Annotated in this window: 24 protein-coding genes; 11 read left to right on the forward strand and 13 right to left on the reverse strand. The window is 64.0% G+C overall.

Annotated features, from left to right (window positions below):
* Positions 1-152: 152 nt before the first annotated feature.
* From BRA1417_RS0139055 to BRA1417_RS0139070, 4 genes are all read right to left on the reverse strand, one after another.
* The gene (locus BRA1417_RS0139055; protein ID WP_027520440.1) at positions 153-536 is read right to left on the reverse strand and encodes a hypothetical protein; all 384 of its coding nucleotides are present in this window, start codon (positions 534-536) and stop codon (positions 153-155) included.
* A gap of 114 nt (positions 537-650) precedes the next feature.
* Positions 651-1973: a glycolate oxidase subunit GlcF gene (gene glcF / locus BRA1417_RS0139060; RefSeq protein ID WP_027520441.1), complete on the reverse strand. Its 1323-nt coding sequence runs from the start codon at positions 1971-1973 to the stop codon at positions 651-653.
* A complete protein-coding gene (locus BRA1417_RS0139065; protein WP_027520442.1) occupies positions 1974-3209 on the reverse strand; it encodes an FAD-binding protein in 1236 nt (411 codons plus the stop codon).
* 63 nt (positions 3210-3272) lie between these two features.
* On the reverse strand, positions 3273-4766 hold the full coding sequence (locus BRA1417_RS0139070) for an FAD-linked oxidase C-terminal domain-containing protein (protein WP_027520443.1): 1494 nt from the start codon (positions 4764-4766) through the stop codon (positions 3273-3275).
* A 272-nt stretch (positions 4767-5038) separates the two neighbouring features.
* Between BRA1417_RS0139070 and cycA the strand changes: the two genes are divergently transcribed.
* On the forward strand, positions 5039-5434 hold the full coding sequence (gene cycA / locus BRA1417_RS0139075; protein WP_027520444.1) for a cytochrome c-550 CycA: 396 nt from the start codon (positions 5039-5041) through the stop codon (positions 5432-5434).
* Positions 5435-5540: 106 nt separating this feature from the next.
* On the opposite strand, the gene BRA1417_RS0139080 is transcribed toward cycA, so the two are convergent.
* Positions 5541-6497, reverse strand: coding sequence for an alpha/beta fold hydrolase (locus BRA1417_RS0139080; protein ID WP_027520445.1), 957 nt, complete (start codon positions 6495-6497; stop codon positions 5541-5543).
* Between the two features lie 325 nt (positions 6498-6822).
* Here BRA1417_RS0139080 and BRA1417_RS0139085 point away from each other — a divergent pair, with 325 nt between their 5' ends.
* The gene (locus tag BRA1417_RS0139085) at positions 6823-7005 is read left to right on the forward strand and encodes a hypothetical protein (RefSeq protein WP_007596968.1); all 183 of its coding nucleotides are present in this window, start codon (positions 6823-6825) and stop codon (positions 7003-7005) included.
* Positions 7006-7017: 12 nt separating this feature from the next.
* Here BRA1417_RS0139085 and BRA1417_RS0139090 read toward each other — a convergent pair whose 3' ends face one another.
* The 3 genes from BRA1417_RS0139090 to ykgO all read right to left on the reverse strand — a co-directional run bounded on the left by BRA1417_RS0139090 (position 7018) and on the right by ykgO (position 8274).
* Positions 7018-7278, reverse strand: coding sequence for a hypothetical protein (locus BRA1417_RS0139090; RefSeq protein ID WP_027520446.1), 261 nt, complete (start codon positions 7276-7278; stop codon positions 7018-7020).
* A 124-nt stretch (positions 7279-7402) separates the two neighbouring features.
* Complete coding sequence (locus BRA1417_RS0139095; protein WP_027520447.1) at positions 7403-8041, reverse strand: tetratricopeptide repeat protein; 639 nt, start codon at positions 8039-8041, stop codon at positions 7403-7405.
* Positions 8042-8148: 107 nt separating this feature from the next.
* Positions 8149-8274 (reverse strand): type B 50S ribosomal protein L36, encoded by a 126-nt coding sequence (gene ykgO, locus BRA1417_RS0139100; protein ID WP_006611362.1) that lies wholly within the window; start codon positions 8272-8274, stop codon positions 8149-8151.
* A gap of 321 nt (positions 8275-8595) precedes the next feature.
* Between ykgO and BRA1417_RS0139105 the strand changes: the two genes are divergently transcribed.
* On the forward strand, positions 8596-9480 hold the full coding sequence (locus BRA1417_RS0139105) for an amidohydrolase family protein (RefSeq protein ID WP_027520448.1): 885 nt from the start codon (positions 8596-8598) through the stop codon (positions 9478-9480).
* A 114-nt stretch (positions 9481-9594) separates the two neighbouring features.
* Here the strand turns inward: BRA1417_RS0139105 and BRA1417_RS0139110 are convergent, their stop codons facing one another.
* Complete coding sequence (locus BRA1417_RS0139110; protein WP_027520449.1) at positions 9595-9942, reverse strand: MerR family transcriptional regulator; 348 nt, start codon at positions 9940-9942, stop codon at positions 9595-9597.
* Between the two features lie 84 nt (positions 9943-10026).
* On the opposite strand from BRA1417_RS0139110, the gene BRA1417_RS0139115 reads away from it, so the two are divergent.
* The 4 genes from BRA1417_RS0139115 (at position 10027) to BRA1417_RS0139130 (ending at position 13280) form a co-directional block, all read left to right on the forward strand.
* Positions 10027-11037 (forward strand): NAD(P)-dependent alcohol dehydrogenase, encoded by a 1011-nt coding sequence (locus BRA1417_RS0139115; RefSeq protein WP_027520450.1) that lies wholly within the window; start codon positions 10027-10029, stop codon positions 11035-11037.
* 93 nt (positions 11038-11130) lie between these two features.
* The gene (locus BRA1417_RS0139120) at positions 11131-11862 is read left to right on the forward strand and encodes a haloacid dehalogenase type II (RefSeq protein ID WP_027520451.1); all 732 of its coding nucleotides are present in this window, start codon (positions 11131-11133) and stop codon (positions 11860-11862) included.
* Between the two features lie 55 nt (positions 11863-11917).
* Complete coding sequence (locus tag BRA1417_RS0139125) at positions 11918-12385, forward strand: YbaK/EbsC family protein (protein WP_027520452.1); 468 nt, start codon at positions 11918-11920, stop codon at positions 12383-12385.
* 55 nt (positions 12386-12440) lie between these two features.
* Entirely contained in the window at positions 12441-13280 is an 840-nt protein-coding gene (locus tag BRA1417_RS0139130; RefSeq protein ID WP_027520453.1) for an adenylate/guanylate cyclase domain-containing protein, read from the forward strand.
* A gap of 68 nt (positions 13281-13348) precedes the next feature.
* Here BRA1417_RS0139130 and BRA1417_RS0139135 read toward each other — a convergent pair whose 3' ends face one another.
* Entirely contained in the window at positions 13349-13702 is a 354-nt protein-coding gene (locus BRA1417_RS0139135) for a hypothetical protein (protein WP_027520454.1), read from the reverse strand.
* Positions 13703-13797: 95 nt separating this feature from the next.
* Positions 13798-14781, reverse strand: a complete 984-nt coding sequence (locus BRA1417_RS0139140; protein ID WP_027520455.1) for a tripartite tricarboxylate transporter substrate binding protein — start codon at positions 14779-14781, stop codon at positions 13798-13800.
* A 153-nt stretch (positions 14782-14934) separates the two neighbouring features.
* Here BRA1417_RS0139140 and BRA1417_RS0139145 point away from each other — a divergent pair, with 153 nt between their 5' ends.
* Entirely contained in the window at positions 14935-15192 is a 258-nt protein-coding gene (locus tag BRA1417_RS0139145; protein WP_027520456.1) for a hypothetical protein, read from the forward strand.
* An 81-nt stretch (positions 15193-15273) separates the two neighbouring features.
* Here BRA1417_RS0139145 and BRA1417_RS0139150 read toward each other — a convergent pair whose 3' ends face one another.
* Positions 15274-16209: a LysR family transcriptional regulator gene (locus tag BRA1417_RS0139150; protein WP_027520457.1), complete on the reverse strand. Its 936-nt coding sequence runs from the start codon at positions 16207-16209 to the stop codon at positions 15274-15276.
* Positions 16210-16326: 117 nt separating this feature from the next.
* On the opposite strand from BRA1417_RS0139150, the gene BRA1417_RS0139155 reads away from it, so the two are divergent.
* The 3 genes from BRA1417_RS0139155 (at position 16327) to wrbA (ending at position 18497) form a co-directional block, all read left to right on the forward strand.
* On the forward strand, positions 16327-17079 hold the full coding sequence (locus tag BRA1417_RS0139155; RefSeq protein ID WP_027520458.1) for an SDR family NAD(P)-dependent oxidoreductase: 753 nt from the start codon (positions 16327-16329) through the stop codon (positions 17077-17079).
* Positions 17080-17115: 36 nt separating this feature from the next.
* A complete protein-coding gene (locus BRA1417_RS0139160; protein ID WP_027520459.1) occupies positions 17116-17814 on the forward strand; it encodes a pirin family protein in 699 nt (232 codons plus the stop codon).
* Between the two features lie 83 nt (positions 17815-17897).
* Positions 17898-18497, forward strand: coding sequence for an NAD(P)H:quinone oxidoreductase (wrbA, locus tag BRA1417_RS0139165; protein ID WP_027520460.1), 600 nt, complete (start codon positions 17898-17900; stop codon positions 18495-18497).
* A gap of 43 nt (positions 18498-18540) precedes the next feature.
* Here the strand turns inward: wrbA and BRA1417_RS45210 are convergent, their stop codons facing one another.
* On the reverse strand, positions 18541-19686 hold the full coding sequence (locus BRA1417_RS45210) for a GNAT family N-acetyltransferase (protein WP_027520461.1): 1146 nt from the start codon (positions 19684-19686) through the stop codon (positions 18541-18543).
* Between the last annotated feature and the right edge of the window lie 36 nt (positions 19687-19722).

Below are 19722 nucleotides of genomic sequence, written 5' to 3' on the forward strand. Positions count from 1 at the left end.
TGGCCGCGCCACGAATCAGGCTGCTCCAGGACAAACGCGCCGTCACGCCGATGCAAAAAGGCCGCAGCATCACCGCTGCGGCCTTCCTGTCATCGATCATGGTCGTCGGATTGGATCCAGCCTTTGGCCTAATCTTGAGCCTAACCTTGGGCCTAACCTTGTCCTTCGGCCGGCGTCGTTTCCGCAGAAGACGAAGGCATCGCCCAGCTTGTCTCGGCGGCGGACTCGGGAGCCGGAGCTGCCGGCGTTGACGGCTTCGGCGCGGGAGCTGCCTTCGCCTTCTTCGGCGCCGCTTTTTTCGCAGCCTTCTTGGCGGCCTTCTTAGGGGCAGCCTGCTTAGCGGCTTTCTTGGCCGATTTCTTGGCCGACTTCTTGGCGGCCTTCTTCGGCGCAGCCTTCTTGGCAGATTTCTTTGTGGCTTTCTTGGCAGACTTCTTCGCGGACTTCTTGGCTGCCTTCTTTGAGGTCTTCTTCGCCGCTACCGCCTTCTTGGCCTTTTTGGCCTTCTTGCTTTTTTTCTTCTTCGCTTTCGCCATCGTGGTCCTCCTGTTGCCGCCGAACAATGGTCGATCGGGCGTCTTCAGCCGTCACCTCCGGACGAAAGCTCAGCCCTCGAAAGCTCAGTCTTCGAAAGCTCAGCCTTCGAAAGCTCAGTCTTGCGCGTTCAATGCCGGCCGCGACCCGCCCGTAGCCCAATCGAGAAGCTCAATCGTGTGTACGACCGGAACTGACGTGCCACTGGCAATCTGCACCATGCAGCCGATATTGCCTGCGGCAATCATGTCCGGCTTGACGCTCGCGATGTTGGCGACCTTGCGATCGCGCAACCGGCCCGCAAGCTCGGGCTGGAGAATGTTGTAAGTCCCCGCCGAACCGCAACACAAATGGCTCTCCGGCACATCTTTCACCACGAATCCATTATTGGAAAGCAATTCTTTCGGAAGGCCCGTGATTTTCTGCCCGTGCTGCAACGAACACGCAGAGTGATAGGCGACGACGATGTTGTCCTGTCGCGCGGTGGCCACGAGTCCAAGGCCGGCGACGTATTCGGTGATGTCCTTGGCGAGTGCAGAGACCTTCGCCGCATCGGCGGCAAACGCAGCGTCCTCGCGCAGAAGATAGCCGTAGTCCTTGATCACGGTGCCGCAGCCTGACGCCGTCACCAGGATGGCGTCGAGCCCCTCGCCGGCCGCTTCCGCGCGCCACGCCGCGACATTGGCGCGAGCCCGCCCCAATGCGTCCTGGTCGTTGCCGAGGTGATGGGTCAGCGCGCCGCAGCACTGCTCGTCCCTGACGAGGACGACCTCGATGCCGTGGCGCGTGAGGAGACTGATGGCGGCCTGGTTGATGCGCGGCGCCAGCACCTGCTGGGCGCAGCCCTGGAGCAGCGCGACCCGGCCGCGCTTTTTGCCGAGTGCCGCAAACACACTGCCGGCGGCGGGCCCCGGCGGCGGCAGCCGGCTCGGTGCAAGCGCCAGCATCGCCTTGAGGCGCAGGATCAGGCCGGGCGTCGCCGATGGCCGGGGCGTCGGCAGGAACGCGGCCAGCGGGCGGGCCAGCCGCGCCAACCGCATGCTGGCGCGGAAACGCTGCGGGTCCGGCAGGACGAAGGCCAGCACCCGGCGCAGCAGCCGCTCGGCCAGCGGCCGCTCGTAACGCTGCTCGATCCTGACCCGGGCCTGATCGACCAGATGCATGTAGTTCACCCCCGAGGGGCAGGTCGTCATGCAGGCCAGGCACGACAGGCAGCGGTCGACATGTTTGACCACTTCGGCGGTCGGCGTCTGGTCCTTCTCCAGCATCTCCTTGATCAGATAGATGCGGCCGCGCGGGCTATCGAGCTCATCGCCAAGCAGCACATAGGTCGGACAGGTTGCGGTGCAGAAGCCGCAATGGACGCAGGCGCGCAGGATCTTGTCGGCTTCCGCGATGTCGGGGTCAGCGAGCTGCGCGAGTGAGAATTCGGTCTTCATTCAGCAAGCGTCCCGCGTCAGCCGGCCCCGGTTGAGGATGGTCTTCGGATCGAAACTGGCGCGGACCCGCTCGCTCAACGCGGCAAGGCCAGGGGCTTGCGGGTGGAATACATCGATCGTGCGCCGGATGTCCTCGGCCGCCCGGATCAGCGTGGCGTGCCCGCCGGCCGCATTCGTACGTTCGCGCACGGTCGGGGCATGCGCGTCCGGCTTCGGTGGCAACGCCGCCCAGATCAGTCCGCCGCCCCAATCGTAGATCAATTCGCCGCCGGTCTCGCGCGCCAGCAGCGTCCCGAGCGCCGCGCCCGACGCCGGCGGACAGACGATCCGCCAGACCGGCCAGGCCCCCAGCGCGCCGTCAGCCGCGAACGGCAGGACGTCGCGGATCGTGGTCCATAGCGCCGCTGACACCGTGTCCTCGACGAGAGTTGCGGTTCCGAACGGCGCCAGCAATTCGCGCAGGGAGCCGGCACGATGGGCGGCCGAGGCGGTAATGCCTTCGAGCCGCAGCACGGTCAGCGCCTCGCTTTGGCCTGCGATATCGCCGAGACCTTCGATCTTGGTCCGGAACGCCGATGTCGGCAGGTGCGCGGCCCCGGAGACGTCGAAGGGCGAGCCGAGCGCCGCCGTCATCGCCTTGTTGGCGGCGGCATCGTCGAGCCCGCGCAGCAACAGCGTCCGCTCGGCCTCCGGCTTCGGCATCACCTTCAGCGTGACCTCCGTCATGACCGACAGCGTGCCCCAGGAACCGGCGAGAAGCTTGCAGAGGTCGTAGCCGGTGACGTTCTTCACCACCTTGCCGCCGGTCTTGAAGCTGTCGCCGAAACCGGAGACGGCATGGGCCCCAAGCAGATGGTCGCGCGCCCCGCCCGCCTTGATCCGGCGCGGACCGGCCAGGCCAGCCGCAATCATGCCGCCGATGGTGCCGAGCGCGGGCGTGCCGAGCAGCGGCGCGGTGTTCATCGGCTCGAAGGCGAATTGCTGGTTCTTGGCATCGATCAGCGACAGCACGTCGGCCAGCGGCGCCCCGGCCTGGAGCGTGACTATGAGTTCGTTGGGCTCGTAGGCGGTGATGGCATTCAGTGCCGAGACGTCGAGCACGGCGTTGGTCGCCATCGCATGGCCGATGCCCCGCTTGGAACCATGGCCGATGATCTCGAGCGGCTGCTCATTGGCAATCGCCGCGCGCACCACCTCTTCGACGTCTTTGGCGTCTCGTACCTTGAGCGTATCCACGCCCGTAGCGGGTAACGAAGTTTGCGGCGAAAATCAAATTTGGCGCGCTGCAGCGAGGTGACGTTAAAATCGCGGGATGTCCGGAAACGCCAGCTTGCCGGCGTGGACGTGCATGCGGCCGAGCTCGGCGCAGCGATGCAGGGTCGGAAACACCTTTCCGGGATTGAGCAGGCCTTGCGCGTCGAAGGCGCATTTCAGGCGCTGCTGCTGGTTGAGGTCGATCTCGCTGAACATCTCAGGCATCAGATCGCGCTTCTCGATTCCGACGCCGTGCTCGCCGGTGAGCACGCCGCCGAACTCGACGCAGGCGCGCAGGATGTCGGCGCCGAAGGCTTCGGCGCGCTCGATTTCGCCGGGCTTGTTGGCGTCATAGAGGATCAGCGGATGCAGGTTACCGTCGCCGGCATGGAACACGTTGGCGCAACCGAGCTGGTATTCTTCCGATAGCTCGCGGATGCGCGCCAGCGCCTTCGGCAGCGCACCGCGTGGGATAGTGCCGTCCATGCAGAGATAGTCCGGCGAGATGCGGCCGACGGCGGGGAACGCGGCTTTCCGGCCGGCCCAGAACAGATTGCGCTCGGCCTCCGAGGTCGAGATCTGGCAGGTGGTCGAGCCGCAAGCGTTCGCAATCGCCTCGACCCGCGTGATCAGTTCGTCGACCTCGATCTTGGGGCCGTCGAGCTCGATGATGAGAAGCGCTTCGACATCGAGCGGATAGCCGGCATGGACGAAGGCCTCCGCGGCGTGGATCGCGGGCTTGTCCATCATCTCCATGCCGCCGGGAATGATGCCGGCGCCGATGATGCGCGCCACGCATTCGCCGGCCGCCTCGACTTGCGCGAATCCGACCATCAGCGCGCGCGCTGTTTCCGGCTTTTGCAGGATGCGCACCGTGATCTCGGTGATGACGCCGAGCAGGCCTTCGGAGCCGGTGATGACACCCATCAGGTCGTAGCCGGAGTTCTCCGCCGATTTGCCGCCGATGCGCAGGATCTCCCCGCTCATCAGCACGATCTCGCAGCCGAGCACGTTGTTGGTGGTCATGCCGTATTTCAGGCAGTGCACGCCGCCGGAATTCTCCGCGACATTGCCGCCGATCGAGCAGGCGATCTGCGAGGACGGATCCGGCGCGTAGTAGAACCCGGCATGAGCGACGGCCTGGCTGATTGCGAGGTTGGTGACGCCGGGTTCGGTGACGACGGCGCGGTTGTCGAAATCGATCTCGCGGATGCGCTTGAACTTGCCGAGCCCCAGGAGCACGCCGTCTTCCAGTGGCAGCGCGCCGCCGGACAGCGAGGTGCCGGAGCCGCGCGGCACCACCTTGATGCCCTGCCCTGCACAATATTTCAGGACGAGCGAAACCTGCTCGGTCGTGTCGGGCAGCACCACGACCATCGGCGGCTGCCGATAGGCCGTCAATCCGTCGGATTCATAGGCCCGCATCTCGGCAGGCGTATCGATCACGCCTTCGCCCGGCACGATTGCACGCAATGCAGCCACGATTTCGGCGCGGCGCGCGAGCACGGCCTGGTCACTCGCGGGCATCATGATGGCCATAATATTTCCTTCACGGCAGATCCTTCGGCCGAGGCCGTACGATCGATTTGTCGCGGTAAATCAACCACGTCCGCGGTGGTTTGGGTAGGCCATCCGAAAGTCGGATCGACGATCTTGCGCGAGTTCGCTCTGGGACAAGTAGGAAATCGTGAAACCTGCCATGGTTTGGCGGCTTGTCCAATCCGAGCAGGCCTGCCAAAACCAGCAGGTCCGACGATTGCCGATCAGGCAAGCAACTGACCAGCCCCCAGGGAAGAGACGAAGAGCACCCGATGACAAAACTGATTTTTGGCGCATTGACCATCCTCACCGCGATTGCCACCGCACCAAGCGCGATGGCGCAGGACGTTGCGGCCGGCAAATCTTCGTTCAACAAATGCCTGGCCTGTCACGCGATCGGCGAAGGCGCCAAGAACAAGGTTGGCCCCGAACTCAACGGCCTTGACGGCCGCAAGTCCGGCACCGCGCCGGACTACAATTATTCCGACGCCAACAAGAATTCCGGCATCACCTGGAACGAGGCCGTGTTCAAGGAATACATCAAGGACCCCAAGGCCAAGATCCCCGGCACCAAGATGGCGTTCGCCGGCATCAAGAACGAGACCGAGATCAACAACCTCTGGGCCTACGTGTCGCAGTTCGACAAGGACGGGAAGATCAAGCAGTAAGCGCGACGGGCGGCCGCTGGAGCTTCGGTTCTGAACCGAAGCTCCAGCTTCTTGTTTTGACGCGTTTTCTTCACGCGAACCGGTATCCACTTCGCTCGCAAACGCTCTAATCGGCGGCCGCCCGCGCCGGGACGATTTTCCCGATCATCGTCTCGATCTCGGTCTTCACGAGATCGGGCACCGCGTTCTGCACCATGTGGCCGAGATCGGGCAGCACGATCAGCTTGGCATTCTGCACGGTGGCGGCGAACGGGCGCGCGTGAATGGCGGTCTTCACGGTCTTGTCGGGCTCGCCGGCGATGATCGTGACCGGCGCCGATATCTCGCCGTAACGCGCGACCTGCGCGGCGACCGCTTCCTTCAGCGTCACCAGATCATAGGCATTTGCGATGAACTCGCGCGGGCGCAGCAGCAGCGGCGTCGCGGAGTCCTGCACGAAACCATCCGGCATCATTTGCGGCAGGAAGACGTTGCGCGCGCCGGGCTCGCTCAGGAAATAGCCCAGCGGCAGGGTTATGGTGTAGGCGAGCAGCGGGCCGATCACGGGCGTTGCGATGATCTCGTTGTAGCGGCCGACGCCGCCGCGCCAGGGATGGGTGACGGGCGCGAGCATCACAAGGCCCGCGACGCGGCCGGGATGATCGAGCGCCAGCCGCGCGCCGAGCGCGCCGCTCCAGGAATGCACCACGAACACCGCGCGATCGATCCCGAGCTTGCCGAGCGCCTCATCGATCATCCGCGCCTGGACCTCGGGCGTCGAATCCTGCCGCCGCGCCCGCGTGCTCCAGCCGTGACCGGGACGGTCGATCAAGATGACGCGATGGTTCCTGGCGAGGAGATCGCCGAGCGGCCGCCGCATCGCTTCGAGGTTGGAGCTCGCGCCGTGCAGCATCACGACCGGCAGGCCCGAATCGCGCGGGCCGATATCGACGAGGTGAAGCACGGCACCATCGACCTCGATCATTCGGCCCTGCGGTGGAAACGCGCGCTGCACGGCGAGGACGCCGGCCTGCGTGACCAGCGCCAGCACAAGCAGCGCGGTCACGACTGACATCACGATCATGGATGGAATCCGGGCGATCCAGGGCACAGGGCAGTTACGTGGCTTGCGGGCGACAGTTTCGCCCGGGGAGCCCCCGCGCTCCACTTGAAATGCCGGGGCTGTGGATATGTGCATAATTCAAGCGGGAAAAACGCAACGAAATCAATACTGCTCCCCGCAGCACGCAGGCTTCGAAACAGCTTCATGCAGTCGTCATCGCGGCTTCCTTATAATCGCCACGGTCGGTTCCGCCATTTAGACGCAGGTGGGCGCCGATCCTGCTCGCAACCTCGGGGATGCGGGAAAGACCGGCAGGATTTATCCTGATTTGAACCGGAGAATTTCGATGAGCCTGAGATCCAAAGACACTGCGATCGACGAGATCGTGGCAAGCTGCCACGGCGACCTGCGCGGTGCCGTGCGCGCGCTGCTGCTGATCAACGAGCATCTCGAGACGGAGCTTGCAAAGGCCTACGCCGCAGCGGTCGATCGCGGCCTCGCCGAGCGCGAAGGCAGCGTTTTGCACTAGGTTGCTGTCGACCTAGTTCGTGCTGTCCTCGTCCTTTTCCTCCTCAGGCGTGGGTGCGGGACAGGCGCGGATGGTCGAACGGGCAAGCTTGGCGTCGGCCTTCGATTTGTAAGGACCGTCACCGAACCAGACATCGCCGATGATCACGGGATTGCTGGTCACGATGTTGCATTTTCCGGTGGCGCGATTGCCGACCACCCAGAACAGTCCGTCGGCGAGGCTCGCCGTGCCCGACGCCAGCAGCAATATACCTGCAAAGATCAAACGCTTCATGGCTGTGCTCCCGCCATGAAGGTAGGCCTGCGGCGGGGCAACCCATATCCCTCGTAACGCGGCGCGTGTCATCGTGGTTAATCGGCTTGCGCCGCATTCGCTCGAGCAATGATCGACTTGCCCGCTAAATATCGCGGCCTTCGACCTTCTCGGTCAGCGCCTTGACCTGGTCGGGGATCTTCTCGAGGTGCGGGTTGACGGCGAGCGCCTTGCGGTAGGCTTCGAGCGCGCGCTTTTCGTCGCCGACCTCCTGCATGATCATGCCGAGGCCTGCGAGCGCGCCGAAATGGCGGGGCTCACGGATCAACACCTCGCGGATGTCGGCGAGCGAGCGGCCATAATCGTTCTGCATGTAGTAGAGCGTCGCGCGACGATTCCAGGCCTCGATGTAGTCGGGCCTGAGCTTGACCACCGAATCCAGCAGCTTGATCGCAACCTCGATCTTCTTTGCGTCGACCGCGGTCTTGGCCCGCGCCATCAATAGCGCCGCGGTGTCGCTCGGGGTCTGGATCCAGATCGCCCAGATCCGCGCCTCGACATGCTTGGCGCTGGCCTCGTCGGGCGCAGCTTTCAGCGCGCCGAACAGGAAATCGAGATTCTTGGTGCGATCGACCTTGGGCAGCTTGGCCGGCGCTTCCGGAAGTTTCTTCTGCTTGCCGGGCGGGGCCGGCGGATCAGCCTGCGCCAGCGCCGGAGCGAAGCCGGCAGCTCCCAGTACGAGGGCCAGACACAGGGTGCGCGCGACGAAGAATCTCACTGCCATGGTCCAAGTCTAAACGCGCAAAGCCGCCCTTGCAAAGCAGGGGCGGCGTCAAACTCGTGTGAGACCGTGGTCTTGCGGGGCGCGCGCGGGCGTCCGGCAGGGCGAAATCAGCCCTGGCGAGCCTTGAAGCGGCGCTGCACCTTGTTGATCACATAGACCCGGCCCTTGCGGCGGACCAGGCGGTTGGCGCGATGGCGACCGCGCAGCGATTTCAGCGAGTTACGGACCTTCATGGCAGAATCCTGAACGTTCGAAAGGCCGTGTTCGGCACTACCGTTTCGGCACGCGCGAATGAGGCAAAATGAGATTTTCCCGCTGGCGGACTGACCGCCCGGGACGGGGCGGTTCTTAAGGCATGGGAGGACCGGATGTCAATGTTAACTGCCCCGATCCCACCCACCAAATTCTGGAAAACAACCCCATGCAAAGTAGAAGCGGCCGGATCGGCCCAATCTGGCTCGGACGATGCCTGTCCTACAACGCCTTGTCCCACAATGCCTTGCCAAATTCGTTATATCATATAATCAATTCGGCAACCCGTCGGGAGGAAACCCATGCCGAAGCTGAAGCTGCCGAACATCGACCACGTCGTCGCCATCGACATCCATACCCACGCCGAGGAGCCCTGCGGCACCCATCCCGACGACGGCTATGACGATTTTCAGGCGCAGATGGCGGACTATTTCAAGTCGCCGCACAAGCATCCGCCGACCGTGCCGGAGACCGCCGCCTACTATCGATCCAAGAACATCGCCGCGGTGATCTTCCCGGTCGACGCCGAGCGCGAGACCGGCTTCCGCCGCTACAAGAATGAGGAGATGCTGGAGATCGCCTCCGACCATCTCGACGTCCTCATCCCCTTCGTCTCGATCGACCCGCACAAGGGCAAGCTCGGGGTGCGCGAGGCGCGCAAGCTGATCGAGGAATACGGGGTGCGCGGCTTCAAATTCCATCCGACCATGCAGGGCTTCTACGCCAACGACCGCATGGCCTATCCGCTCTATGAAGAGATCAACAATGGCGGCGCGATCGCGCTGTTCCACACCGGCCAGACCGGCGTCGGCTCGGGCATGCCCGGCGGCATGGGGATGCGGCTGAAATATTCCAACCCGATGTACATGGATGACGTCGCGGCTGATTTCCCGGACCTGAAGATCATTCTCGCCCATCCCTCCTTCCCCTGGCAGGAAGAAGCGCTGTCGGTCGCGACCCACAAGCCGAACGTCTACATCGACCTCTCGGGCTGGTCGCCGAAATATTTCCCGCCGATCCTGGTGCGCTACATCAACTCGATCCTGCAGGACAAGATGCTGTTCGGTTCGGACTGGCCGGTGATCACGCCCGATCGCTGGCTGTCGGATTTCGCCAAGATCGAGATCCGCGACGAGATCCGGCCGAAGGTGCTGAAGGCCAACGCGCGCAAGCTGCTGGGGATCTAGGCGCGTACTCGTCAGCGCATCGAGGGCTTCGACGCTGCTATCGAAGCCCTCATGCTCAGGCCTTCAAGGCCTAAGACTTTGGCGCGGTGAGTCCGATGGCCGCGTTGCGTGCGATCAGTTCACGCTTGCCAGATAGCCCGCCAAAATTGTCCGGCTTTCGCTGAGCGTCTCGATACGTTCATCGATCAGGCCGACCTGCTGCGTGAGAATTTTTCGCAGCTCGTTGCACGGCGTGAAAGCCGGATCGTTGTTCCGCACGCACGGGAGCAACCGCTTGATGGTTTCGAGCGTCATCCCGGCGCCGCCGAGCATCTTGATGCGCCGTACGGTTTCCTCTTCGGCCATGCCATAGTCGCGATAGCCGGAGTTCGTCCGCAGGGGCGCGAGCAGTCCTTCGCCTTCGTAGTAGCGCAGCATTCGGACGCTGACCCCCGTCCGCCGGGAGAGTTCGCCGATTTTCATCTGAAGCCTCTTGACCCTGACAGTACTGTCAGACCTTACAGACTTTGCTCGTCCAAGTGAACGCCACTTGTGAAGGGAGCAACGATGAAAGCCTACCATTTGAATGGCCATGCTGGTGCTGGCCGCCTTGCGCGCGTCGAAATCAGCAAACCCGAGCCCACCAATGGCGAGGTCCGCATTCGGGTCGAAGCGGCAAGTCTGAATTACCGCGACCTCCTGATCCTCGACCGTGCAGGCCAAGGCGAGCTCAAGGGCCGCGTGCCACTCTCCGACGGCGCGGGTGTCGTCGACGCCATCGGCGCCGACGTCTCGCAATGGCGGCTCGGAGACCGAGTCGCGGCATCGTTCTTCCGCGATTGGATATCGGGGCCGTTCAACTCCAGCTATATTCCGTCATCCCTCGGTGGCAACACGATGGACGGAATGCTGGCTGAGTATGTCGTGCTGCCGGCGACCGCGCTGGTCTCAGTGCCGGCCCATCTGTCCGCGGTGGAGGCAGCGACCCTGCCCTGTGCCGGCGTTACGGCTTTCCATGGCCTCATCGCACGCGGCGGGATGCGCAAAGGCGACACGCTGTTGGTCCAGGGAACAGGCGGCGTCGCGCTGTTCGGGCTTCAATTCGCAGCGGCGCTGGGGGCGCGTGCGATCGTGATATCCTCCTCGGATGAAAAACTCGCCCGCGCCAAGGCGCTGGGCGGCTCGATCCTCATCAACTACCGCGACACGCCTGACTGGGATGTCGCCCTGATGAAGGCGACGAATGGCGCCGGGGCCAGTCATATCCTCGAACTTGGCGGTCCCGGCACCTATGATCGATCTCTGCGATCGGTCGCTTCGGGTGGCAAGATCGTCCAGATTGGCGTCTTGACGGGGTTCGGTCCCAAGCCCGACCTCGCGCGCCTTCAGTGGGAGAATGCCGACATCATCGGTGTCACCGTCGGATCGGTCGAACACTTTGCCGCGATGAATCGCTTCCTGACCGAACACGCGATCCATCCGATCGTGGATCGGGTCTACAGCTTCGACGAGGCACCCGAAGCATATGCGCACCTCCGGACCGGCTCGCATTTCGGCAAGATCGTGATCAGGCTTTAGAAACGAGGGGCCCAGTTCGCGTTTCCGTGTTGGATCGATACCGCGGCGCCTTGTATACTCCCTGGACCGCAACGATCCCGGAGGACAGGTCAATTGAGCTTCAAAGCCGTTGTCTTCGATGCCTACGGAACGCTCTACGACATCCAGTCGGTCGCCGAGATCACTGAGGATGCGTTTCCGGGGTACGGTGAGATCATCACGCAGGTCTGGCGGATCAAGCAGCTCGAATACACTTGGTTGCGCTCGCTGATGCGGCGCTACCAGGACTTTGCAGCCATCACGCGCGACTCGCTTGCCTATACACTGCGCGTGCTCGGGCTCGCTTATGAGAACGAGGCATTCGAGCGCGTGATCGAGAAATACCTGCATCTCGATCTCTATCCGGATGCGACGGCAGCGCTCACGGCTCTGAAACCGCGAAAACTCGCCATCCTCTCCAACGGCAGTCCAGATATGCTGAATGCGCTCGTGCGCAACTCCGGCCTCGACGCCCTGCTCGACGCCACGATCAGCGTCGACGCGAAGAAGATCTTCAAGCCGAGCCCGGAGGCTTATGAGCTGATCGGCGAGGTGCTCGGCACCGCGCCGGACGAGGTGCTGTTCGTCTCCTCCAACCCCTGGGACATCGCGGGCGCGAAAGCGTTCGGGCTGAACGTTGCCTGGATCGAACGGGTGACGCCCGAGGCGATGGCGCTGGCTTGCGTCGAGAACGAACTCGTGGCACCGCTGACGATGTTCAAGGCGATCCGCACCCAAATGGACGAGCTCGGCTTTGCGCCCGATCATCGCGTCCGGGCGCTCTCGGAGCTGCCAAGGATTGCTTAGGCATCGCCGCGCGCCCGCAAGTCTGGAATGACAAGTCTGGAATGAGCTGACTGGAATGAGCCTGGAATCCGTTCGCGCCTTCTTCGCCGAAAAAGCCCCCGACATATCAGTCATCCAATCCCCGATCAGCTCCGCAACTGTGGCGCTGGCCGCCGAAGCCTATGGCGTCGAACCCGGAATGATCGCCAAGACGCTGTCATTGCGGATCGGCGAGCGCGTGATCCTGATCGTCGCGGCCGGCACTTCGCGCATGGACAACAAGAAGGTGAAGGCGGCATTCGGCGGCAAGCCGAAGATGCTCGGGCTGGAAGAGGTCGCCGAGATCACCGGCCACGAGGTCGGCGGCGTCTGCCCGTTCGGATTGAGATCACCGCTGCCGGTCTATTGCGACGTCTCGCTGAAGGCGTTCGATGTGGTGGTGCCGGCGGCCGGCTCCACCCATAGCGCGGTGCGCATCACGCCGGAGCGGTTGGCAGAGCTGACCCGGGCTGAATGGGTCGATGTCTGCGAAGTCAGGCCGTAAGGCAGCTGCGGGATGCTTGATGCATTTGCCGGTCAGGGAGGCTAATGTACGGACCATGCCTGACGATAAGGTCAAACGACGGCTGACCACCGTGCTATGCGCTGATGTGCACGGCTATTCTCGTCTCATGGAAGCAGACGAGGCGGGAACGCTGGAGACACTCCGCCGCTACCGCACGGCCATTGCACGGTTAGTGGAGCGCCATGACGGCCGGATCGTGAATACCTGGGGCGATGCTGTCATCGCCGAATTCGCCAGCGTCGTCGAAGCCGTGCAGTGTGCGGTCGAGATTCAGCAGGAAATTTCCAACCAGGATTCGGGCCCACCTCCCCCGATGCGGTTTCGCATCGGCATCAATCTCGGCGATGTGATGGTGGACGGTTCCGACCTCTATGGAGACGGGGTCAATATCGCGGCGCGTCTGCAAGAACTTGCCGAACCCGGTGGCATCGTGATCTCCAGCTCCGCCTATGATCAGGTGCACAACAAATTATCTGTTGGTTTCGATTGCCTCGGCCAGCGTCCAATGAAAAACATTGCTCCCGTGACCAGCTATCGTGTGACCATGAGCGGCCAAACCGCTCAAGCACGGAGCTTTCCGCCTGGCGAACGCCTGACGTCTCAGACCGCAATTGCGGGCTCGCAAACTGACGCCGCGCACCGCGACAGATCCGAGTCATCCAATTGGATGGGCTTCATTTCAGAGGGGCTGGCGAAGCTGCCCCGCCCGGTTGCGGCGGCCCTCACGGTGTCGGCCTTTCTGATTCTGATCAATATTTTCACCGGCATGCACAAGATCTGGTTCCATTGGCCGGTGGCAGCTTTGCTCTTCGGCGCCATCATGCGGACGGCGCTCCGGGATCGACCTGAGTCGGGCGGCAAGGGCGAGCGCTGAACGAGGCGGCACAACCGCATCTTCGCGCACACTCCTGCGCGCGCGCCCGGATCATGCCTTGGGCAGCACTAATCGTCGCTATCGTCATAAGGCCGGGGCTGGGTCACTGGAGGCGGCGGCGCAGCATTGTATCGTGGCGCCGGCGCGGCGCGATTGCCCGGAACCTGCTGCTGCGGCGGCATCTGATTGTTGGACTGGAACACCGCGCGACAACCGCTGGAGAGCTGGGGCGTGTTCTGCCGCAGGCAAGCCGTGATACGGCTCACATCAGGGATCTGATCGCTGCACAGCCGCCACACATCCGGCGTGCAGGCCATCTGCTGCTCCATGGTTCCGCGATACTCTTCAGCGGATGCAGCGCCCTGCGCGACGATGCCGCCGATCGCAAGCGCCACACCCAGCGCAATCCGCTCTGTTCGCATGTCCGATTCCTTCGCGTGTCTCTCGAATTCTGTTCAATCAATGAGACGCGGAGAGGTTCTGGACCAACAAAAAAATGTGAAAGCGCGCCAGGAACCTATTCGACCTTGCCGATCTTCTTCACCGCCGCAATCAGCCGCGCGCTGTCGACCGCCACGAACTCGGCAAACGCCGGCGCGTCCTGATAGGCAACGAGACTGCCCGAGGTTTCGAAGGCCTTGAGCACGTCGGGGCTCGTCATCACCTGCGCCATCGCTTCGCGCAGGCGAGTCGCGACCGGCGCCGGCAGCGCGCTCTGCGCAAACAGCCCGGCCCAGATGTACATCTCGACGTCCTTGTAGCCGAGCTCCTGGAAGGTCGGTACATCGGGGAAGCTCGCGATGCGCTTGGCGCCGCAATTGCCGAGCACGCGCAGCTTGCCGTCCTCCACTTGCGGCTTCAGCGTCCCTGGTGCGGCGGCGATCGCCTGCACGGTGCCGCTGAGCAGCGCAGTGAGCGCCGGTCCGGCGCCGCGAAACGGCACATGCAGCAGCTTGATATCGGCGCTGCTCGCAAACATCTCCATCGCCACATGCAGCGTGCCGTAAGGCCCCGACGAGCCATAGGTGATCTGGCCGGGACGCTTCCTGGCATCCTCGACGAAATCCTGCGCCGTCTTCCACGGCGCCGAGGCCGGCACGGCGAGCAGCGTGGGATCGGCCAGCACCCGCGCGATCGGCATGAACTGCGAGAGCTCATAGGCGACCGGACGGTCGAACAGCCGGTCGGCCTCGGGCAGCACCGCGAGCGAGGACAGCGTCATCAGCAGCGTGTAGCCGTCGGGCTCGGCGCGTGCCGCCGCGGCATTGCCGACGGATCCACCGCCCCCGCCGGCGCGGTTGTCGACGATGACCGCCTTGCCGAGGATTCGCTCCAGCGCCTGTGCGACCGGGCGCGCCGCGAGGTCCGCCTGGCCGCCGGCCGGAAACGGCACGATCATGGTGACGTTGCGCGCGGGATAGGCTTGCGCGAAAGCCGCGCTCGACAACGCAGGCAACAGCGGCAATGCGGCAGCAGCGCGCAGGACATCGCGTCGATCCATGGCAGATTCCCCCTGTTTTCTTATTTCGCCGCCAGCCTAACGTGACCGTCCGCAAGAACAAGCCGCGCGGCGGGATTAACGAAGCATTATCCATGTTCCGCCCGGTCGGGAACGTCCCCCGGACCCTACCGTTGCCTCCCAGGGAGTGGAGCGATGAATAGACTTCAGACCATTGACGTGGCGCTGGATGAGATGCTGGTGAATCTCGCCGCCATCGTCCTGCGGCTTTCAAAGCCGGACGTGACGCGAACGCCGGAAGCGCGACGCGCCTTGGCGCAATCCGTGCATCAATACGCAGTCTGCGCGAAGCGCTCGCGCGATCCGCGTGTCCATGATTTGAAGTCCCAGCTGGAAGAGACGTTGAAGCCGAATTTGCGCGTGGTCGCGCGTAATGATGTGACAGTGTCGTAGTCCAACTTCGTCATTGCTTCGTCGCTTCGCTTCCTCGCAATGACGGAGATCGCTGAAGCCGCTCGCTCTACGACGGCTTTGCTACGAAGGCTTTGCCTTTCCGCGCACCCGCCGCTTGCACGTCCCCGGCAGCTTCGCCGCGAGAAAGTCGCCGAGCGCCTCGACGCGTGCGGGGCGCGGGCCGCCGGGTGGCGTCACCAGATGCACGGCGCCTTCGACCTGCTTCCAGTCCTTCAGGACCACTTCGACCTCGCCGGAGGAGATGGCTTCACCGACGATGAATTCCGGAAGGTCGGCGATGCCGAGGCCGGCGATCAGCGCCGGCATTACCGCTTCGCCGTTGTTGACGCGGAGCTGTCCGCCCGGACGCACGCTGGCCTGCTCGCCGGCCGCATTGGTGTAGTGCCAGACGTTCGGCGTGGAGAGATAGGCATAGCTGAAGCATTTGTGCGCGGCCAGATGCATCGGATGCGTCGGTCGTCCCTCGCGCTTCAGATAGGACGGCGCGGCCACCGTGAAACGCGGCATGGTGAAGAGCCGGCGGGCGATCAGCGAGGAATCCGGCAGCCGCGCGATCCGCACCGCCATGTCAAAGCCCTCGCCGATCAAATCGATGGTGGCATCGCTCAGGTGCAGATCGACCGAGACTTCCGGATAAGCCTCGAAGAACTCCGGCAGCAACGGCGCCACCGCCTTGATCCCGAACGACATGGGCACGGCGAGCCGCACCAGGCCCCGCGGCGCGACCGACTGCGCCAGCGCCTCGTTCTCCGCCGCCTCGCCGTCGGACAGCAGGCGCGTCGCACGCTCGGCGAGCTTGTGCCCGGCGTCGGTCAGCGCGAGCCGGCGTGAGGTGCGGTTGAACAGCCGGGCGCCGAGCCGCTCTTCGAGGCGCGTGACCGCCTTGGATACCGTCGCCTTGGACATCGCGAGTTCGGTCGCGGCCCCCGCAAACGACCGTAATTCCACGACTTTTGCGAAAATCGCGAGCGCCTCGAAATCGGGAAGTTTGGCCATGACAGCGGATCCAATTGGGGTGTTTAGGGAAACAATGCGTTTCAACAGTTTCTATTTCTATACTACAAACGGAGGCTTATCCAAGGGTCATCAGAAATTCAGCAATGGAGAAATCCAATGACCAAGAAGCTCTCAGGCAAGGTTGCCCTCGTCACCGGCGGCTCGCGCGGCATCGGCGCGGCCTCTGCCCGCGCACTCGCCGATCAAGGCGCGGACGTCGCCATCAGCTACGTCGCCTCTCCCGAAAAGGCGGAAGCGGTCGTCACCGAGTTGAAGGCCCGGGGCGTCAAGGCGCGCGCCTTCCGGGCGGATCAGGCCTCGGCCAAGGACGTGACGCAGCTCGTCAACGACGTCGCGAAGGAGTTCGGCCATCTCGATATCCTCGTCAACAATGCCGGCGTCGCGAGCGGAGGCGCGATCGACGATGCCAATGCCGACACCGAAGCGCTCGCCCGCCAGGATGCCGTCAACGTGCATGGCGTGATCGCGGCGATCCGCGCCGCTTCGCAGTTGATGGGTGAAGGCGGCCGCATCGTCACCGTCGGCTCGATGCTTGCCGACCGCGCCTCGTTCCCGGGACTTGCAGACTACGTCGCCACCAAGGCCGCCGTGGTCGGTTACACCAAGGGCGCAGCCCGCGACCTCGGCCCGCGCGGGATCACCGTGAATGTGGTGCAGCCCGGCTCGATCGACACCGACATGAACCCGAAGGACGGCGGCGAGTTCGCCGAGACCCAGCGCAAGCAGCACGCGCTGCAGCGCTTCGGCCGCCCCGAGGAAGTCGCCGCCGGAATCGTGTTCCTCGCAAGTCCGGAAGCCTCCTTCGTCACCGGCACGGTGCTCAACGTCGACGGCGGTTTCGGCGCCTGATCAAGGCGCCACCCCCTCAAACAAGGAATTACGCAGATGATCGAACTCAGACCCTTCGCAAAGCTCGGCGGCGCCGATCACGGCTGGCTCAATGCCAAGCATCATTTCTCCTTCGCAAGCCATTATGACCCCGACAACATGGGTCACGGCGCCTTGCGGGTGTGGAACGACGACGAGATCGCGCCGAACACCGGCTTCCCCGCCCATCCCCACGCCAACATGGAAATCATCACCTATGTGCGCGAGGGCGCGATCACCCATCAAGACAGCCTCGGCAACGAAGGCCGCACTGAAGCGGGCGACGTGCAGGTGATGAGCGCCGGCAGCGGCATCCGCCACTCCGAGTACAATCTCGAGCCGACCAGGACACGCATCTTCCAGATCTGGATCGAGCCGACCGCTCGCGGGGGACAGCCGACCTGGGGCTCGAAGCCGTTTCCGAAAGGAGACCGCTCGGGCAAGCTCGTCACCATCGCGAGCGGCTTCGAGCATGACACGGACGCGCTGCCGATCCGCGCCGATGCGCGGGTGCTCGCCACCACATTGAAGGCGGGCGAGAGCGCGGAGTACGTGCCGGACAAGTCACGGCACCTTTATCTCGTGCCCGCGGCGGGGTCAGTCGAGATCAACGGCGTGCGCGTCAACGCCCGCGACGGCGCCGCGATCCGCGACGAGGACAGGCTGAAGATCACGGCACTGGAAGATTCCGAGATCGTGCTCGTCGACGCGGCTTAGCAACGCATCCGTCATGGCCGGGTTTGTCCCGGCATGACGTCCCCGGCACCAACCCATCAAATCTGCATCCAACGGAGACCATCATGACCAAAGTTCTCGTCCTTTATTATTCCGCCTATGGCCACATCGAAGCGATGGCCAATGCCGTTGCGGAAGGCGCGCGCGAAGCCGGTGCCACCGTCGACATCAAGCGCGTGCCCGAACTGGTGCCGGCGGAGGTCGCCAAGGCGTCCTATTACAAGCTCGACCAGGCCGCCCCCGTCGCGACGATCGAGGACCTCGCAAACTACGACGCAATCATCGTCGGCACCGGCACCCGCTTCGGCCGCATGGCCTCGCAGATGGCGAACTTTCTGGATCAGGCCGGCGGTCTCTGGGCCAAGGGCGCGCTGCACGGCAAGGTCGGCGGCGCCTTCACGGCGACCGCGACCCAGCATGGCGGCCAGGAGACGACGCTGTTCTCGATCATCACCAACCTCCTGCATTTCGGCATGGTCGTGGTCGGCCTGAACTACGGCTTTGCCGGCCAGATGAAGCTCGACGAGGTCACCGGCGGCGCGCCTTATGGCGCCACCACGATCACCGGCGGCGACGGCAGCCGGCAGCCCAGCGCCAACGAGCTCGCCGGCGCACGCTATCAGGGCCGCCAGATCGCGGAGACAGCCAGGAAGCTGCACGGCTGAGCTACACGGCTGAGCTGCACGTCCGATGCGAGGGGAGCGCCCGTCAGCGCGTCCCCTTGCCAATCGCCTTCGCCGCAAAGGCGGCAAGCCTGGGATGACGGCGCAGGGCCTGGGCGGCGTGGTCACGCCACGCGAAGGGCACGCCGCGCCAAGACAGCGCGACGCTGACATCGGTCAGCGGCACCGGCTCGGCGCCGAAGCGGCGCTTGTAGTCCTGGTTGCCGATGCTGAGGTCGAAACGGCGCACGCCCTCCGCATGCAGCGCCGCCATGGTGCGCTCGGTCACGAGCAGCCCCGGCGAGCAGTTCGACCATGAATCGCCGGCGTGGCTGATGCGCAGCAGAAAATAGGTCGCACCGAATCTGACGCCGAGCGTGGTGGCAACGACGGCCTCGTCGCAGACCAGCGCCGAGATGACGGCATAACCGTCCGCGACACCCTGATGGGCGACTTCGCGGTAGAACTGCGCATGGGTTTCGTCGTTGAGGACGAAGCGCGAACCAAGCTTTCGCATGCGCGCCTGCTGCTGGGCATCCATCACGTCCAGCAGCTCGCGCGCACGCGCGACATCGGTAGCGATCTCGAATCGCGCGCCGTCGTGACGGCTGAAGACGCGCCAGCAGCGCGGCATCTGCATGCGCTTGATCGAGGCCTGGTAATCTTCATAGTCGTCGCCGGTCAGCACGACGTTGCCGTTGAGCGAGCTTGATCCGACCCGGCCGAGCGACACCAGCGGGTTCGGGTTGCCGCCGATCTGGACCGGCATCTTCTTTAGGCGCAGCAGATCGAAGCGATCCGGCAATGCGCGCAATGCGTCGATCAGCGCCTTGCCGATCGCATCCGTCGCCGCCGCGTCCAACGCGGCATCGAGCGCCAGGATCGGCGCGTTGTTGTCGGAGACGCCGAGATCGGCGAATTCGACGATGCGGATGCCGCGCCTGAGGTGGCTGATCATCGGCACGATTGCGATGTCCCTGCCGGTCGTGGCATCGGAGATGAATGCAATCAGCGGCGAGAGATCGTGGAACGCCTCGTACCAGGCGCCGAGCCAGTAGCCGTGCTGGAATGCAGTGCGATGACCTGCGTTCAGCTGCGATGCGGCCCGCTTCCAATCACGCACGAAATCGACCGCGATTCCCGACGCGCTGGACACAAGACCATCTGGTTGCTCGACGCTGAGGATCGTCATCCGCGGGACATGCGATTACTGGGTGTTTCCAGATAG

The sequence above is a fragment of the Bradyrhizobium sp. WSM1417 genome (assembly GCF_000515415.1).
In the GTDB taxonomy this organism is placed as follows: Bacteria; Pseudomonadota; Alphaproteobacteria; order Rhizobiales; family Xanthobacteraceae; genus Bradyrhizobium.